Source organism: SAR202 cluster bacterium, assembly GCA_016872285.1.
Lineage (GTDB): Bacteria > Chloroflexota > Dehalococcoidia > Lucifugimonadales.
Genome location: VGZZ01000028.1, coordinates 18554 through 34504, shown reverse-complemented (window position 1 = coordinate 34504; position 15951 = coordinate 18554). Strand labels below are relative to the sequence as shown.

Here is a 15951-nt window from a genome sequence, read left to right as displayed (position 1 = left end):
CCAATATCCCCAACCTGTTGCTTCTCTGAACGTCCACCTCCTCACCTCCCTCATCCTAGGCGGTCGTACTGCCTCTCCTTTCAGTTTACTATCAAGAATGCGTTTAGGTGTACCCCATCTCAGGTGCAATGGAAGGTAAAACGTCATTCCGAGCGAAGTCGAGGAATCTCAACGATACGACTGCCACCATCACGCCCCGTCTTCACCATTCACGCCTATTCTTGTCATCCTGAACGAAATCGGTACTCCGGTGCAGTCGAAGGATCTAATCGCCGTGACCGTCGCCACGCCCAATACGGCTTATCACGACTCACTTAACCTCCCCTTCTTCTTTCCTCTCCCTTGATGGGAGAGGATTAAGGTGAGGGTGAAACACTAGCACTACGCTCCGTCCGCCAGGTACCATTACACATCCCATGGCCCTCTCTCTTCCTCTCCTCCCTCACTCTATCGACACGATATACGCGTACAGCGGCTGCCCACCATATACCACCTCCACCTCAACCCCCTGGGGGAGCCTGCCCTGAGTCCTGAGCTTGTCGAAGGATCGAAGGGCCTCCCTCGCCTCCCCCTCAGACACCCCGGCCCCCCAGTACACCGTCACCACCCCGCCCGGGAGGGGGCCGAGCGAAGCGAGTCCTGAGCGAAGTCCTTCGGAGAAGGACGCAGCCGAAGGACCTGCTCCTCCCGCTCATATCAACACATCGTCCAGCAGCGCCATCACCTGCCCCGCCTTCACCGGCCTCCCCGACACCACCGAGTCCCGCACCGCCGTCGTAACCTCCAGCGTCTTCACCCCGCCCTTGGCCGACTCCATAGACCGCAGCGCCTGCTCCGGCGACACGTCCGGGCTGTACGCCAGCGCCGACGCCACCCCCTGCGGTAGCGTCCTCGTCTCGATGACATGGATCACGCCCTCGCTCATCGACGCCGCCTGCCTCGCCGCCAGCACCACATTCGAGTTGTTCGGCAGCACCGCCACCCGCTTTGACCCCGTCATCTTCGACGCCTCCAAAATCTCCTGCGCGCTGGGATTCATCGTCCGCCCGCACACAACAACCTCGTGGCATCCTAGGTCTCGAAATAGCCTCGCGAATCCCTCTCCCCAGGCCACCGCCACCACCGCCAGCGCAGGCGTCTCCTTCCTCTGCTTGTGCAGCGCCTGGAAGCCCACGTGCTGTTTATCAATATCATCAATCTTGACCTGGCTGGTGACGCCCATCATCCCGCCGAACGCCACCACCTTGTCTGGTTCAAAGGTGTGAATATGCACCTTCGCCAATGTCGCGTCGCCCACCACCACCGCCGAGTTCCCCATACCCGCCAGCGACGCCCGCAGCGCCTCCAGGTCTATCCCCGTCCCCTCGATCATAAACTGTGTGCAAAACCCGAACTTCTCCCCCTCTATCGCCTCCAGGTACTCCCCTCGTACTGACGGCATCGTTGCAAGCCCTCCCGCCGGCGCGCTGATCTCCACCTCCACCGCCTCCACGTCCTGCCCCTTCAGCCCGCACAGGAACCCCTCCATCACCACCACCAGCCCCTGCCCTCCCGAGTCCACCACCCCCGCGTCCCGCAGCGTCGACAGTTGCTCCGGCGTCCTCGCCAGCGCCGACTTGGCCGCCTTCAGCGACGCCTCCCACACCCCAATAACGTCCGCCCCACTCTTCAACGCCTCCGACTCCGCCGCCGATGCCGCCTCCCGCATAACGGTAAGTATGGTCCCCTCCACAGGCTTCGACACCGCCGAATACGCCGCCCTCGACCCCGCCGTCAGCGCCGCCGCCAGCCCCCGGGCGTCGCACGTCTCCTTGTCTTTAAGCGATTGCGCAAAGCCCGACAAAAACTGCGACAATATCACCCCGCTGTTCCCCCTCGCCCCCATCAGCGCCCCCCGCGCGGCGAGTTGAGCCACCCTTCCTACTCCATCGGGGTGGGAGCCGAGCGAAGGCTCGCCTTTGTGAGCCTGAGCGAGTCCTGAGCGGAGTCCGCCATCGGCGGACGTAGTCGAAGGATCTAGTCCCTCCACCACCGACTTCATCGTCAGCAGCATATTTGTCCCTGTATCGCCGTCCGGCACCGGAAACACGTTTAGCGCATTCACCTGCGCCGCATACCGCTCCATACATCGCGCCCCCGCCGCTAGCCCATCCCTCAACTCCCGACCAGAAATCCTCACTGTCTTTTTCTTAGGCATTAGCCGCCCTAACATAGTGAGTAACCGCTGATAACAAGCCCTTTCCGAAGGAGAGTTCAGAGTGGGCAAAGCTCTCCTTGTAGGGGGGTCTGCGGTGTGTCTTACCTTCCCCCCTTGAGGGGGAAGGACAAAGGATGGGGGGTAATTCCCCCTGACTTGGAAAGTGGGAAGAGGGAGATGGTGTTGCCGAGTATTTAGCTCTATTCATTTTTGTGACCAGGCTTGCCTGATAAATCTTGTCACAAAACCACCCCTCATGTTATCCTGACATGACGAATTCTACGCAACTAAACTCAGAAGGGTCAATTTAAGGTATCGACATGAAGTGCCAGCTTTGCGGGAAAATCGGCGTCGCCGGCCATAACGTCTCCCACTCCAAGCGCCGCACCAACACCCGCTTCATGCCCAACATCCACAAGCACACCATAGAAGTCAACGGCGACTACAAAAAGGTCAAAATCTGCACCCGCTGCCTCCGCAGCCTGCATAAGCCGTCCAAAACCAAGGCCGCCGCTTAGCAGCTCCCTCTACCCGTTTCGGGGGGGGGCTTGCCCTGAGCCTGTCGAAGGGCCTCCCTCAGCCTCCCCATCGCCTCCCTTACCGGCTCCTTCTTATTGAACACCGCGCTCCCGGCCACCATCGTGTCCGCCCCCGCCCTCACCACCTCCCCCACCGTCTCCGCGTTCACCCCCCCGTCCACCTCTATCTCCACCTCGCACCCCCGCTCCGACGCCATCCGGCGCAGCCGACGCACCTTCTCCAGCGCCTGCGGTATCATCTTCTGCCCGCCGAATCCCGGGTTCACCGTCAGTATCAGCACGATGTCTAAAAACGGCAGCGCGTCCTCTATCGACGCCAGCGACGTCGTCGGGTTCAGCGCCACGCCGGCCCTCAGCCCCGACGACCTGATCTGATGCAGCGTGCTGTGCAAATGCGTGCAAGCCTCGGCATGGACCGTGATATGGTGCACCCCAGCCTTCACAAAGTCCTCAATTCGACGCTCCGGCTCCACAATCATCAGGTGTGCGTCCAGCGGCAGATGCGTATACTGCCTCAGGTTCTCCACCACCACCGGCCCAAAAGTCAGGTTCGGCACGAATCGACCGTCCATCACGTCCAGGTGTATATAATCGGCGCCGGCCTTCGTCACCTCCGCCACCTGCTCCCCAAGCCGGCTGAAGTCCGCCGACAGTATCGATGGCGCTATTTTCACCTTCCGCTCAGCCATTAGGACTGCCTCCATTTTGTTTGGCTAAGTCTGGAATTAATCATTTCCACTAAGGGCATTGGATATAGCTTCCAGCACAGCCTGTGTATCCCTCAAGATTTCGGCGTTCCAGAACCTTAGCACCTTGAAGCCCTGGCTTTCCAGCCAAGCAGTCCTCTTACCGTCAGCGATGATATTTGTTGTGTGCTGGCCGCCATCAACTTCAACTATCAACTTTTGCGAGAAACATACAAAATCGCAAATGAAGCGACCTATAGGCTCCTGCCGTCGGAACTTGTAGCCAGCCAGCCGAAATTCACGCAACCCCGCCCACAGCTTGGCTTCAGCTTCAGTGGGACGTTTTCTTATTGCTCGGGCCGTAGCGCTAGTCATTCCCCCTCATCCTGCACCTTCTCCCACAAAGGGAGAAGGATGAGAACTTATAGTCCACACGTCCCATTCTGTTGGAAACGCTTGCCCATAGACTCCCTTCTTCTTTCCTCTCCCTTGATGACGGCTGTTGCTAGTTAAGATGCCACTTATCATAGCCAGGCCTCCCTTCTACCCTTTCTCCCCCTTGATGGGGGAGAACAGAAGAGAGGGTGAAACCCTGGCTCCACAATACTTTATCACTGCCAGTCGTCTCCGTTTTCTTTTCCTCTTCCTGTCGGGAGAATTAGCAACACCCATCTTGATGGGAGAGGACTAATGTGAGGGTGAACCACTACCACCAAGGAGCCATTTTGCCAACCACAATACACTGCTTTCCCCATTCCTCTCATCCCTCCTCCCTCTCCAGCACCCTCCGGGCCCTCCTCACCGCCGCCTTCACCCTCCCCGACGCCGTCCCCCCTACTACCCTCCTCCCCTGCACCGACCGCCGTAGCGTAATCCCCTTCACATCCTCCTCAAACCTGTCGCTAAACTTCTTATATTCCGCCAGTGACAACCGGTGCGCCTCCTTCCCCTTCCCCCTCGCGTACTCCGACACCTTCCTCAGTATCCCGTGCGCCTCCCGGAACGGCACGCCCTTGCTCACCAGATAGTCCGCCAGGTCCGTCGCCAGCATGTTCCCCTTCTCCGCCGCCTCGGCCATCATCTCCGCGTTGAACTCTAGCGACGACATCATCCCCGTGAACACCTCCAGCGTCGACAGCACCGTATCGACGCTATCAAAGAACCCCTCCTTGTCCTCCTGCATGTCGCGATTGTACGTCAGCGGCAGCCCCTTCATCACCGTCAGTAGTCCCATCAGGTGCCCGTACACCCGCCCCGTTTTCCCCCTCGCCAGCTCGGCAAAGTCCGGGTTCCGCTTCTGCGGCATGATGCTGCTGCCCGTGGTGTGCTTCTCCCCCAGGTGGACAAATCCAAATTCTTGCGACGACCACAGCACCATCTCCTCCGCCAGCCTCGATAGATGCATCATGCACACCGACGCCGCCGCCTGCCACTCGATGACAAAATCCCTATCCGACACCGCGTCCATGCTGTTCGAGCTTACACGGCTGAATCCCAGCTCCTTGGCCACGAACCCTCTGTCCAGCGGGTACGGCACTCCCGCCAGCGCCCCGCTCCCCAGCGGCAGCACGTCCGCTGCTTCGTATGCCCGCCGGAATCTCTCCACATCCCGCTCCAGCATCTCGAAATACGCCAGCAGGTGGTGCGCCAGCAGCACCGGCTGCGCCCGCTGCACGTGGGTGTACCCGGGCATGATGGTCTCGGTATGCTTCTCCGCCTGCCACACCAGCGAAAACTGCAAGCCCCGAATCGCCCTGACGGCCTCCGACGCCTTCTCCCTGGCATACAGCCGCACGTCGGTAGCCACCTGGTCGTTGCGAGAGCGCGCTGTGTGCAGCTTCCCCGCCGTGGCCCCAATCTTCTCCCGCAGCCGCGTCTCAATGTTCATGTGGATATCCTCAAGCTCCGGCCGCCACGGGAACTTCCCCGCCTCTATCTCCCCCCGAATCTCCTCCAGCCCCCGGCAGATAGCTTCCGCCTCCCCCGCCTCGATGATCCCCTGCTTCGCCAGCATCCGCGCATGCGCCGCTGACCCGGCGATGTCCTGCTTATACAACCGCCGGTCATAATGCAACGATACGCCGTAGGGGGATGGATCATTCTGTAGCGACGGCAACTGTTTACCCTTAATAGAGGTTTTGAACCGCGCAAAGGTCAAGCAATAGTATACTCATGTTCGGGTTCTACGATTAATTCAGCTATGAAGTAGCGGCTCGTGCCTTCAAAATTTCCAAAAATTCGCTGAGCCTCAGCCCTCGCCTCTTCATAACTAGGCAAGATTTGTTTATCTACACCAACGACGACAGGTTCCCCAGCGGTTAGGTCAATAACTAAATAGCCTACAGTCCCCAAACTTGGCTGAGCCATATCTACCTCATAGTGAGTTGATAAGTTCCCCCGCCTAGAAATTCTATAATTCCTCTCGTCCTTAGTACCTGTAGCTGCTGTCGTAGTTTAGCCCTAACATGTCGATTTGTCGGATATCTTTTTGTCGCTTTTGGCGAGCACGCTCTTTCGACATCATTTAAAGAAAATATTGTCTTGTTTATACTCAACACGCCTTCTAGGGTTAGTCTAGTCCAGCCTGAGAATGCTCCCACGAACTTTGACTCATTCTCGATGTGAAACTCGGGTTCAAGTATTTCCTTAGATAGCTTTTGAGTCCTAGGCGGTTTAGGAATAATGGCCTTGATGGCCGCCAATGGCTCAAATAATGCTTCTAGGTCTTTAAGAGAAATTTTTGAGGGTGGTTCAGGCGCCCCAAACCCACCCAGAACGGCTTTAGCCAGCCCTGAAACCAACCCCTTTTCCGTCGTCTCAAGTCCACACTCCCAGTTGCGCCTCAATCCCGACACTGTGGCATTAGCCGACGTTACTAGCGCCGAGCGGTCATCAAAGACATAGACCTTGGCATGTAGGCCGCCTAGGACTTTGACCTCGATTCCATTCCTGGCAAGCTCACAAAGACAATCTAGGCTGGAGGCGTTTAGCGCAAAATCCCTTAAGTCTGTCTGAGTAACCAGCGTTTTCTTGACGACATTGCGAGTTGAGCTCGTAACCTCTTTTATCCCGCCATTAACATAAGGGCTTGATATTAGCAGCCGCTTCTCACAGACTGCGGCCTGTCGCCTCAGCCAGTCCAGCGTAGGGGTGACAACAATACCCATTCGCCGTTAGCCGTGTCCCTTCCCTCCTTCTCCCCTTGTGGGAGAAGGTGCAGGATGAGGGGTAAAACCCCGCTGACCAGGCCCCATCTGGCTGGCTACTCCTGACTAAATTCCCCCATCCCTCACTCCCCCTGCGCCCGCGTCTGCGTCCGCACCGGCAGCCCGTATATGCTTATGAACCCCTCCGCCGCCCGCTGGTCGTAGGTGTCGCCCTTCCCGTAGGTCGCCAGGTCGTGGCGATACAGCGGCCTCTCCGCCTTCCGCCCCACCACCGCCGCCGTCCCCTTGTGCAGCCGCACCCGAATTATCCCAGACACGTGCCGCTGCGTGCTATCGAAATACGCGTCCAGGTCCCGCCTATGCGCCGTGTACCACAGCCCGTTGTACACCAGGTCCGCGTACTCCAGCGCCAGCTTCTGCTTCAGCCTGGCCTGCTCCTTGCTCAGCGTCATCGCCTCCAGCGACTTGTGCGCCCCGTGCAGCACCACCGCCGCCGGCGACTCGTACACCTCACGAGACTTTATCCCCACCAGCCGGTTCTCGATATGGTCGATTCGACCCACCCCATACTTCCCCGCCACTTCGTTCAGGTGTCGTACCAGCGCCACAGGCTCCATCTCCTCGCCGTCCAGCGACACCGGCACGCCCCGCTGGAACCCCACCTCCAGGTACGTCGCCTGCGCCGGTGTTTTAGATATCGCCGACGTCCACTCGTAAGCGTCCTCCGGCGGCTCCTGCCACGGGTCCTCCAGCTCCCCCGCCTCGATGCTCCGGCCCCACAGGTTCTCGTCCGTCGAAAACCTGCTCTTCTTAATCGGTATCGGTATATTGTGCTTCTTGGCGTATTCAATCTCCTCCTCCCGCGTCCACCCCCACTCCCGCACCGGCGCGATGACCTTAAGCTCCGGCGCCAGCGCCCCCGCGCTCACGTCGAACCGCACCTGGTCGTTCCCCTTCCCTGTGCAGCCGTGCGCGATGGCCTTGGCCCCCACCTTCCTCGCCGTCTCCACCAGCAGCTTCGCGATGAGCGGGCGACCCAGAGCCGTCGCCAGCGGGTACTGCTCTTCATATATCGCCCCCGCCTTCAGCGCCGGGAAGACATAGTCCTTAATAAATGTCTCCTTCCCGTCCACTGTGAAGGCCTCCGCCGCCCCTATCTTCAGCGCCTTCTGGCGGATAGGCTCCATGTCCACCATCCCCAGGTCCACCGTCATAGTCACCACCTGGGCCTTGTGCTTCTCCTGCAGCCACTTTATGCACACCGACGTATCCAACCCGCCGCTGAACGCCAGCACTATCTTCTCTTCCGCCATTTTCCTTTTGCTCCAAGAACTCGTTTTTACAACCCAAATTCTTTCCTCTCCCTTCATTGGAGAGGGTTAAGGCCTGCCCTTCTTCCGAAGGATGAGGGTGATACTCTAGCACCACAATACTGGTATTAAAGCCACCCGACGCCTTCCTTTCCCTTTCCTCTCCCTTGATGGGAGAGGACTAAGGTGAGGGTGAAGCCCTAGCTCAACGACCCTTTATCAAAGACCACCTGCCACTGTTTTCCCTTTGTAGGGGCGGGCCTGAGACCCGCCCTTCCCGCTTGTCATCCTGAGCGGAGTCGGTATTCCGACGCAGTCGAAGGATCTAATCGCCGTGTCTGCTGCCACGACTCGCTTTACTTCCCCCCTACAGCCCCTTCAACGCCTTCTCAAACCTCGACACCCCCTCATCAATCTCCGACGCCGTTATATTCAGCGGCGGCATCAACCGCAGCGTATTTGGCCGCACCATGTTGAACAGCACCCCCGCCTCGTTGCACTTCGCCAGCGCCGACGCTGCCATGTCCTTGTCGAACTGCACCGCCACCAGCAGCCCCCTTCCACGAACCTCGCTTATAAACGAGTGCCGCTTCTTCAGCTCGTTCAGCCGCTTCATCAGGTGCGACCCCATGGCCTTGGCGTTCGACGGCACCTTGTGGTCGATGATGTACTTCACGTTGGCGTAAGCCACCGCCGTCGTGAAAGCGTTCCCCCCGAACGTCGACCCGTGGTCCCCATACTCCAGTGCGAACGCCTTCTCCGTCGACATAAACGCCCCGATGGGCAGCCCGCCGCCCAGTCCCTTCGCCAGGGTAATAACGTCCGGCTCAATGCCATACTCCTGGTAGCCGTACAGGCTCCCCAGCCGGCCCATCCCCGTCTGTATTTCATCCAGTATCAGCAGCAGGTTCTGCTTGTCGCACCACTCCCTCACCCGCTTCAAATAGTCCTCCGACGGCATGTTAACCCCGCCCTCGCCCTGTATCGGCTCCAGGAGCACCGCCGCCGTCTTCTCCGTCGTCGCCTCCATAATGGCCTCGACGTTGTTAAACTCGACGTGCTTGAACCCCGGCTGCAGCGGCTGAAACGCCTCCTGGTAGTGGGGTTGCCCCGTGGCCGCCACCGTCGACATCGTCCGACCGTGGAACGAGTTGTAGGCTGTGATGACCTCGAAGGCCCCGTTCCGGTTCTTCTTCCCCCATCGACGCGCCAGCTTCAGCGCCCCCTCGTTGGCCTCCGCCCCGCTGTTCCCGAAGAACACCCTGTCCATGCACGAATTGTCGATTAGTATCTGCGCCAGTTGCAGCTGCGGCACCGTGTAGAACTGGTTGGACGTCTGCATCAGCAGCGCGCCCTGCTCTCGCATCGCCTCCTGCAGCGCCGGGTGGCAGTGCCCCAGCTGGTTCACCGCCCAGCCGGCTGTGAAGTCCAGGTACTCTTTATCGTTGGCGTCCCACACCTTCGTCCCCTGCCCCCTAATAATCACAATGGGTTGGCGGCGCACCGTCTGCGCGTAATACTTCTTCTCAATCCCTATCCAGTCCGTTGCCACCTCTGGCCTCCTTCCTTTTCGCATCATTCCGGCGAAAGCCGGAATCCAGTCCTTCCCTTTGTTAGCCCGAACCTGCCGACAAAACCTATGCCGCACACTGAAGTGTGCGGTAGGGTAAAACATCACCCTATATCAGCACATGTAAAAGCAGGCTTTGACTATATTATTTCGCCTTGCTGTTGTCCACTTTACCCTCCTTGCCCCATAATCCCCCTCACCCCCTCCCAGGAGGCCCCCATGCCCGAACCCTCCTTCGCCGAACTCCAGCGCCTTGGCCGAAAACACATCTGGACGCCCCACACCCAGCTCAACGACCTGGACGACCCCGACTACCTCGGCATCATCGTCGGAGGCCAGGGCTCCTACGTCTACGACTCCAACGGCAAGGCCTACCTGGACGCCACCTCCATGTCCCACTGTACCCTCGTCGGCCATGCTCGACAGGAGATCGCCGCCGCCGTCTATAAGCAGATGTCGGCTGTCGAGTTCGCCGGCTCCGGCATGATCCCCTTCTCCACTCCTCCCACCGTCAAGCTCGCCGCCAAGCTGGCGGAGCTGTCCCCTGGCGACCTCGACCGCACCCTCTTCACCACCTCCGGCACCGAGTCCGTCGAGGCCGCTCTTAAGATGGCGCGACAGTACCACGCCCAGACCGGCAACCCCCAGAAGTACAAAGTTCTCTATCGCGACTTCTCTTTCCACGGCTTCACCTGGGGCGCCATGGCCGTCAGCGGCGACCCCGTCATCCGCTCCCCTATGTTTGAGCCGATGCACCCCATGGGCGTCATGGTGCCCGAGGCCAACCCTTCGCGATGCCAGTTCTGCGCCGACCAGTGCAATCTCGGTTGCGCCCGCGCCATCGAGGATACCGTCCGATACCACGGCCCCGACTCCATCGCCGCCTTTATCGTCGAACCCGTGGAAAAGGGCGCCGTCGCCCAGCCGCCCGAGTACTGGCGCATCGTCCAGGACCTCTGTCGCAAGCACAACATCCTCATCATCGCCGACGAGGTTGTCACCGCCTTTGGCCGCACCGGCAAATGGTTCGGCTCCCTCCACGCTAGCCTTGAGACGGACATTATGGTCTTCGGCAAGACTCTAGGCGGCGGCTACCTCCCCATCGGCGCAGTCCTCACCTCTCCCAAGGTCCAGGATGGCTTCCGCGGCGACCGCTCCAAAAATCTCCGCCACAGCCCTACCCTGGCCGCCCATCCTGCCTCCACCATAGCCGCCCTCACCAACCTGGAAATCGTCGAGCGTGAAGGCCTGGTGGAGCGCGCCGAAAAGATGGGCTACCGCCTCCGCGACGGCCTCCACGCTCTCCGCCGCTACTCCGTCGTCGCCGATGTACGCTCCATCGGCATGCTGGCCGCCGTCGATTTGGGCAAAGACGGTGACGTTCACCAACCTCTAGGCCTGGAGCTAGGCAAGAAGATGAGCCGGTTCATGTTGGACAACGGCCTCTTCATGGTCACGCGAGGTGCCAACTTCTCCATCCACCCACCTCTCACCATCAGCGAAAGCGAGCTAGACCAGGTGCTCGATATCCTGGACCGCACCCTCGCTTTCGCCGAAGAAAACCTCTAACGTTATCTAATACCTAGCGTTGGTTGAGGCCGGTGGCGGATAACAAACAAGTGTGATTGTCACTCCGAGCGTAGTAACGGTGTACTCGTCGGCACGTAGTCGAGGGATCTGGTCCCATTACAACCCTCGCTCAATCTTCCGTAACCACGCTTCCCCGCAATGTAGGGGCGAGGTTACCTCGCCCTTTCTCGTCCCGCCGCCACCAGCGCCCCCGCGCACGCCGCAGTCCCCGTGTAAATCCCAATGCCTCCTCCTATAGACACGGCTACGATTAAATAAATCGTCGGTATCCCAGACAGGAGCCAGGATATGACCCCAATCGTAGCCAGCCCCGCCGCCATCGCCGCGCCCCCCAGCGTCATCCCCATCACCACCCCAATCTGCAGCGATTCCACCAGCCCTTTCGTCGTGCGCGACAAAGCTATCGAATACCCGCTAAAGAACGGCATGAACAGGGATATCAGGTGAATAGGCGGCGGCGTAAGCCACACCACCCCGTTAATCAGCGCCGCCGATATGCACCGGCGCCACCACACATCCGTGCCCATCCTGTTCGATAGCGCCCTGACCCGCTGGGACGCAGCGTCTAAGAGTCCCACCATCACCACTTCTCCATCTCAAAGAACGCCACCGTCTGCCACCCGCCAAACCACCACTTCAAATGCGCCTTCCCCAGCAGCCGGCCCTCCTCCGTCTCCACCACCTCATCCAGCACCCGGCTAATGCTCAGTTTCGGGTTTTTCATCCCTGCGTACTCAATCTTCAGCACCTGCGTCCTCGGGTCCATCAGCCCAGTCCCCGTCCACGTCTTAAAATAAAAGGAGCGAAAGGTTGTAGGGCCGTCATTCCGATACCCGCGATACGTCGGCCAGAGAAAATAGGAAGGCAATAGCGCGCTGCGAGAGAATATGTTGTAGCCAGTGCCCTGCTCGGCCTCGAACGCCTTTCCCCGCCAGGGCATGTACAGCCGGGTCGCCAGCCCTATAAGTTGCGTAAAGCCCGGCAAGACCCTTAAAGCCAGAAGCCTGCCCTTGTACCGGCCCTCCAGTGGCAATATCGGCGCTCTCCCAGCCTCAAACGCTGGCTGTAAATCTTCAAATCGCATCTGAAGCCTTGTCCATCTCGTAGAATTAATATCTGAGCTATTCTATCTCTAATCACTAACCTATTATCTCTGCGCCTGGTCCTTTTTACATGATAAGCTTCTATAGTGTTGCAAAAATCTTTGTCCGGCCCCGCTATGGCCGGCGCTAGAATCCGCAAGAGCGCTGCCTAAACATGGACAGCCCCGTTCCCTCCATTTCCCCCAACTCCGTCAACATTGAGGTCCGGCGCGCCGCCCTGGACACCCTCCTCCATAATCGGCGCCAGGGCATTGACCCGCGATACCATCGCACCTATAACTTCACCTGTCCTTCGCCGACAAAGTACAAGTGGCAGTGGTTCTGGGACTCCTGTTTCCACGCCATCGCCCTCTCCCACCTTGACCCCAGACAGGCCAAAGAAGAACTCCTCTCCCTGGTCTCTGCCCAGGAGCCTGACGGCTTCATGGGCCACATCATCTTCTGGGGCGGCAAGCCCTTCCTGGAAATCTGGGCCTACCTGGAGAGCAGGCCCAGCCTCCGCCCTCGACACAGCGGCATTATCCAGCCGCCAGTCCTCGCCTACGCCCTCCAGCGCGTCTTCCAGGCCACCGAGGACACCGCCTTCCTCAACGAAATGCTCCCCCGCGTAGACCTATACCATCGATGGCTCGACGCCCATCGCGACCCTGACGGCGACGGCCTCATCTCCATCATCTCCCCCTACGAGTCCGGCGTAGACCATAAGCCATCCTACGACCCCGTCCTCGGCATCTCCAACAAGACGCCCATGCACCGCGCCTCCCTGGAGTTCGCCCTCCGACGCCTGGACTTCTGGAATATGCGCCACGGCTTCAACGGCCACCACATGAAGCGCGCCCAGCCCTTCAGCGTGGAAGATGTCCTGGTCAACTGTATCTACGCCCAGGCCACGTACAGCCTGTCCCATCTATACCGGGTCGTCGGCGACACCAGTAAGTCCGACGCCTGGGACAAGCTGGCCCAGCGCACCGAGCAGGCTATCCTCACCAGGTGCCTCGACCCCAAGACCGGCCTCTACTTCGACCTCTCAGGCCGCCATGAGACGCCCCTCCGCGCCAGCACCGTCACCTCCCTCTTCCCCCTCATCCTCCCCCACCTCCCTAAAGAGTCCGCCGGGCGTCTGGTCAAAGAGCATATCCTCAACCCCAACGAATACTGGCTCCGATACCCCGTCCCCTCCGTCTCCGCCCGCGAGCCCTCCTTCCATCCCTCCTCCGACCATTACCTATGGCGAGGCCCCACCTGGATGAGCACCAACTGGTATCTCACTAAAGGCCTGCGGCTCCACGGCTACGGAAGCGTCGCCGACGTCATCGCCAAAGCCTCCACGGACCTGGTCCTCCATCAAGGCTTCCGCGAATACTACAACCCCCTCACCGGCAAAGGCATGGGCGCCAAAAACTTCACCTGGGGCGCCCTGGTTGTGGATATGTTTGAGGGGGACCAGCGCCTCTGACGCGCAGGATAATGCGTGGCGCGAAGGCCGTCACCTAGATCCTGTTGTTAGACGGAATCCATCTACACGTATCGCGGTTTTCCGAGAAGCGTTGACGTAACGAACTGACATTTCAGGCCGGCCTGAACACACGTCTCTCGGAAGCGCGCCCGCTCCGCTTCGGTCAGGGCCGGTCCCAGATAGACAGACTCGATCAGCACGGTGGGGTCGAAACCCACCTCGATCCCGTCCTCTGGCACAGCAACCCCGAACTCCTCGGCCATTCGAACCGAAATGGCTATTCGGTATTCGCGCTCCCACTCGAACGCGCGATGTTTGTAGAAAAACCTACGTTCCATACTCACGCGCAGTCGTTCACGATGAAGATCCGCGTAGCGGACTGGACCCCAGTACGGCTTCTCTTCGCCGTAGTGTGGGGCCAAGCGAAACGGCAACAGCCCACGACGCAGACGCTCAGTCGTCGTGCGAACCGCCACCCCCTTGCCGGTAGCGGCGTAGAGCTTCCACATCGCATCGGACTCGTAGTCGGCCCGATGCCAGCAACTGATCTTCGTGAGCCGGCGCAATTCCTCGAATGCTTGGTCGGCGCCCTCGAGTTCTGAGTAGCGTGGGTCGCTTGGAGTGTCATGAGGCAGCACGGCGACGGCGCCCTCGAAGGGATCAGAGAATTGCCGGGCCGATGCGAAATAGAGGGTTCGGGAGTGCAGGGCCGCCAGAAGCCGGTCCGACTGGAAGTACCTCCACAGGGGTTCGTCCTCAACGTCCTGATCGTCCCAGATCGGTCGCATGCTTCTTTTAACTCCCGCTGGTAGCCTTAACTCTCCTCTCGCTCTCAGAAGGCAGGGTAGCCTCAACCGTTGCTATAACCGTTCCGTCCCCTTCTATCACAACTTCCTCATCGTGTTCCCGCGCCGACTCTAAGGAAAGCTCTATGGCGTCCTTCGCCATCTCTAGCGCCTCTTCCACCGTCTCGCCCTCCGTCACGCACCCCGGCAACGCGGGCACGACTGCCGTATAGCCCCCGGAGGAGTCCGCCAGAAGAACGACTGTGTACTTGCTAGTCTTGGTCTTTTTAGAGGAGTTCACGTAATAGATCTTTGAACCTTCATAATGTTACACGGCCGATACTGGATTAGGTAATGCGACAACCCTCGTAGGCTCGTCTAGTTCTAATGGGAGTTCAGTCTGGAAAGCCTTGTCATACGCTCTCCTAAATAATCGCTCAAACTCGTGCTTATCTACCGAGGCGCGCATGAGTGCCATAACCCCAGATAATTGAGCTTTAAAGTGCTCCAATCCCATCTCAACAGTCAAAAATTGATGGTGCTTTCTGGGTCGCTGCCACTTTTCATTGGGAGGGTTGCGTCTATCCAATTCACCGAGCACACCTTTCGGGAGCATCTCGTAGATATATTTTCGAATTAGCTTTCCTGCGTAACGAGGGCCTTGCGTTGAGTCGGCATTTAAATCCCACCCCCAAAGTCGGTAGATTTCCTTCGTAAATTCAATTGGCACAGCCCTAACCCAAGGGCGATGTTCAGGTAAGACGTAGGCCTCTAAAATACGCTGAAGTTCGTTGTGTGCTCTAATAGATTGGTAACCGGTGGCTTCGTCGATAAGTGCGACCATCGCTACATTGGCGAGCGCCTCTGATAGCCTCCGAGCTGCTTCGGCGATGTGTTTCTGGGTAGCTATAAGTGCTCCAGAATTTTCAGCATCAACGTAAACTTTGCAGATCATCGGAAGAGCATCTGAGCGGCATCCATAAGCTATTCCCCTTAGACCACCGGCCCAGGAATATCCACCTAGCAACGGCTTGTAGATTATTGGACGAGTAGCCTCTCTTATCTCGTCTGTAATGAATGGAGCGAGGTTTCGCGCTCTTAATACAGCGGGAAGGTTTCCCGTAGAGGCCCCTTCCCCACCCTTTGCTTTACCAGCTCTCCCTAGGGCTGTTAGCACACCTTCCTGTGTGAGTACTCGAAGGCCGTTATCTAGAACAGCACACGGTATCAAACGATCCAGAAATCCAAGTTCACCTTCAGCAACTGCCCACGGGATTTTCTCAGTTGCTACTAATAGGCTGCGTTCGGGGCTAATCTTTTCCCATCTTGTGAGAGCGGCTAACCTAGCACTTTCGCGTCTTTCCTCATTGGTCATTTTTTGTGCCCGCGCATAGCCACCCTTTGAGGCTCCCACTCGAGAAAGTTCTTGTGCGTGTTTCCTCAGCTCTTTGTTTGCCATGGTTCCTTTACCAGACTAAAATTGCTAAAGCTTATGCCAGCCCGAGCACGTATTGTCAATATACGTGCTCGTGTACGCATATACCTTAG

At 58.8% G+C, this 15951-nt stretch carries 17 protein-coding genes; 3 read left to right on the top strand and 14 right to left on the bottom strand.

What is annotated here, in order from left to right; genetic code table 11:
• Positions 1 to 442 precede the first annotated feature (442 nt).
• Positions 443 to 607 carry a hypothetical protein gene (locus tag FJ320_08680; protein MBM3926045.1) on the bottom strand — a complete coding sequence of 55 codons (165 nt, stop codon included), beginning with the start codon at positions 605 to 607 and terminating at the stop codon, positions 443 to 445.
• Between the two features lie 84 nt (positions 608 to 691).
• Positions 692 to 2212, bottom strand: coding sequence for a DAK2 domain-containing protein (locus FJ320_08675; GenBank protein MBM3926044.1), 1521 nt, complete (start codon positions 2210 to 2212; stop codon positions 692 to 694).
• A 299-nt stretch (positions 2213 to 2511) separates the two neighbouring features.
• On the opposite strand from FJ320_08675, the gene rpmB reads away from it, so the two are divergent.
• Entirely contained in the window at positions 2512 to 2715 is a 204-nt protein-coding gene (gene rpmB / locus FJ320_08670) for a 50S ribosomal protein L28 (protein ID MBM3926043.1), read from the top strand.
• On the opposite strand, the gene FJ320_08665 is transcribed toward rpmB, so the two are convergent.
• The 7 genes from FJ320_08665 to FJ320_08635 form a co-directional block, all read right to left on the bottom strand.
• Positions 2712 to 3425, bottom strand: a complete 714-nt coding sequence (locus FJ320_08665) for a ribulose-phosphate 3-epimerase (GenBank protein ID MBM3926042.1) — start codon at positions 3423 to 3425, stop codon at positions 2712 to 2714. The two genes, rpmB and FJ320_08665, sit on opposite strands and share 4 nt — an antisense overlap.
• A gap of 36 nt (positions 3426 to 3461) precedes the next feature.
• On the bottom strand, positions 3462 to 3797 hold the full coding sequence (locus FJ320_08660) for an endonuclease domain-containing protein (GenBank protein MBM3926041.1): 336 nt from the start codon (positions 3795 to 3797) through the stop codon (positions 3462 to 3464).
• 385 nt (positions 3798 to 4182) lie between these two features.
• Positions 4183 to 5553: an argininosuccinate lyase gene (argH, locus tag FJ320_08655; GenBank protein ID MBM3926040.1), complete on the bottom strand. Its 1371-nt coding sequence runs from the start codon at positions 5551 to 5553 to the stop codon at positions 4183 to 4185.
• Between the two features lie 23 nt (positions 5554 to 5576).
• Entirely contained in the window at positions 5577 to 5789 is a 213-nt protein-coding gene (locus FJ320_08650) for a hypothetical protein (protein MBM3926039.1), read from the bottom strand.
• Positions 5790 to 5791: 2 nt separating this feature from the next.
• On the bottom strand, positions 5792 to 6589 hold the full coding sequence (locus tag FJ320_08645; GenBank protein MBM3926038.1) for a hypothetical protein: 798 nt from the start codon (positions 6587 to 6589) through the stop codon (positions 5792 to 5794).
• A gap of 122 nt (positions 6590 to 6711) precedes the next feature.
• Complete coding sequence (locus FJ320_08640) at positions 6712 to 7902, bottom strand: argininosuccinate synthase (protein MBM3926037.1); 1191 nt, start codon at positions 7900 to 7902, stop codon at positions 6712 to 6714.
• A 364-nt stretch (positions 7903 to 8266) separates the two neighbouring features.
• A complete protein-coding gene (locus FJ320_08635) occupies positions 8267 to 9475 on the bottom strand; it encodes an aspartate aminotransferase family protein (GenBank protein ID MBM3926036.1) in 1209 nt (402 codons plus the stop codon).
• A gap of 63 nt (positions 9476 to 9538) precedes the next feature.
• Between FJ320_08635 and FJ320_08630 the strand changes: the two genes are divergently transcribed.
• Positions 9539 to 11038 carry an aspartate aminotransferase family protein gene (locus FJ320_08630; protein MBM3926035.1) on the top strand — a complete coding sequence of 500 codons (1500 nt, stop codon included), beginning with the start codon at positions 9539 to 9541 and terminating at the stop codon, positions 11036 to 11038.
• A gap of 173 nt (positions 11039 to 11211) precedes the next feature.
• On the opposite strand, the gene FJ320_08625 is transcribed toward FJ320_08630, so the two are convergent.
• On the bottom strand, positions 11212 to 11640 hold the full coding sequence (locus FJ320_08625; GenBank protein ID MBM3926034.1) for a hypothetical protein: 429 nt from the start codon (positions 11638 to 11640) through the stop codon (positions 11212 to 11214).
• Positions 11640 to 12143 carry a hypothetical protein gene (locus FJ320_08620; protein MBM3926033.1) on the bottom strand — a complete coding sequence of 168 codons (504 nt, stop codon included), beginning with the start codon at positions 12141 to 12143 and terminating at the stop codon, positions 11640 to 11642. Before FJ320_08620 ends, FJ320_08625 begins: the two co-directional genes overlap by 1 nt.
• Before the next feature lie 173 nt (positions 12144 to 12316).
• Between FJ320_08620 and FJ320_08615 the strand changes: the two genes are divergently transcribed.
• A complete protein-coding gene (locus FJ320_08615) occupies positions 12317 to 13618 on the top strand; it encodes a hypothetical protein (protein MBM3926032.1) in 1302 nt (433 codons plus the stop codon).
• 62 nt (positions 13619 to 13680) lie between these two features.
• On the opposite strand, the gene FJ320_08610 is transcribed toward FJ320_08615, so the two are convergent.
• From FJ320_08610 to FJ320_08600, 3 genes are all read right to left on the bottom strand, one after another.
• Positions 13681 to 14406, bottom strand: a complete 726-nt coding sequence (locus FJ320_08610; protein MBM3926031.1) for a DUF2971 domain-containing protein — start codon at positions 14404 to 14406, stop codon at positions 13681 to 13683.
• Positions 14407 to 14413: 7 nt separating this feature from the next.
• Positions 14414 to 14656 carry a type II toxin-antitoxin system HicB family antitoxin gene (locus FJ320_08605; protein ID MBM3926030.1) on the bottom strand — a complete coding sequence of 81 codons (243 nt, stop codon included), beginning with the start codon at positions 14654 to 14656 and terminating at the stop codon, positions 14414 to 14416.
• 75 nt (positions 14657 to 14731) lie between these two features.
• Positions 14732 to 15862: a hypothetical protein gene (locus FJ320_08600; GenBank protein MBM3926029.1), complete on the bottom strand. Its 1131-nt coding sequence runs from the start codon at positions 15860 to 15862 to the stop codon at positions 14732 to 14734.
• Positions 15863 to 15951 lie beyond the last annotated feature (89 nt).

Bases quoted from the DNA above. Each gene is read 5' to 3' on its own strand.
- FJ320_08675 (MBM3926044.1), bottom strand. From the start codon at position 2,212: ATGTTAGGGCGGCTAATGCCTAAGAAAAAGACAGTGAGGATTTCTGGT.
- FJ320_08665 (MBM3926042.1), bottom strand. From the start codon at position 3,425: ATGGCTGAGCGGAAGGTGAAAATAGCGCCATCGATACTGTCGGCGGAC.
- FJ320_08660 (MBM3926041.1), bottom strand. From the start codon at position 3,797: ATGACTAGCGCTACGGCCCGAGCAATAAGAAAACGTCCCACTGAAGCT.
- FJ320_08650 (MBM3926039.1), bottom strand. From the start codon at position 5,789: ATGGCTCAGCCAAGTTTGGGGACTGTAGGCTATTTAGTTATTGACCTA.
- FJ320_08645 (MBM3926038.1), bottom strand. From the start codon at position 6,589: ATGGGTATTGTTGTCACCCCTACGCTGGACTGGCTGAGGCGACAGGCC.
- FJ320_08640 (MBM3926037.1), bottom strand. From the start codon at position 7,902: ATGGCGGAAGAGAAGATAGTGCTGGCGTTCAGCGGCGGGTTGGATACG.
- FJ320_08635 (MBM3926036.1), bottom strand. From the start codon at position 9,475: ATGCGAAAAGGAAGGAGGCCAGAGGTGGCAACGGACTGGATAGGGATT.
- FJ320_08630 (MBM3926035.1), top strand. From the start codon at position 9,539: ATGCCGCACACTGAAGTGTGCGGTAGGGTAAAACATCACCCTATATCA.
- FJ320_08625 (MBM3926034.1), bottom strand. From the start codon at position 11,640: ATGGTGGGACTCTTAGACGCTGCGTCCCAGCGGGTCAGGGCGCTATCG.
- FJ320_08620 (MBM3926033.1), bottom strand. From the start codon at position 12,143: ATGCGATTTGAAGATTTACAGCCAGCGTTTGAGGCTGGGAGAGCGCCG.
- FJ320_08615 (MBM3926032.1), top strand. From the start codon at position 12,317: ATGGACAGCCCCGTTCCCTCCATTTCCCCCAACTCCGTCAACATTGAG.
- FJ320_08610 (MBM3926031.1), bottom strand. From the start codon at position 14,406: ATGCGACCGATCTGGGACGATCAGGACGTTGAGGACGAACCCCTGTGG.
- FJ320_08600 (MBM3926029.1), bottom strand. From the start codon at position 15,862: ATGGCAAACAAAGAGCTGAGGAAACACGCACAAGAACTTTCTCGAGTG.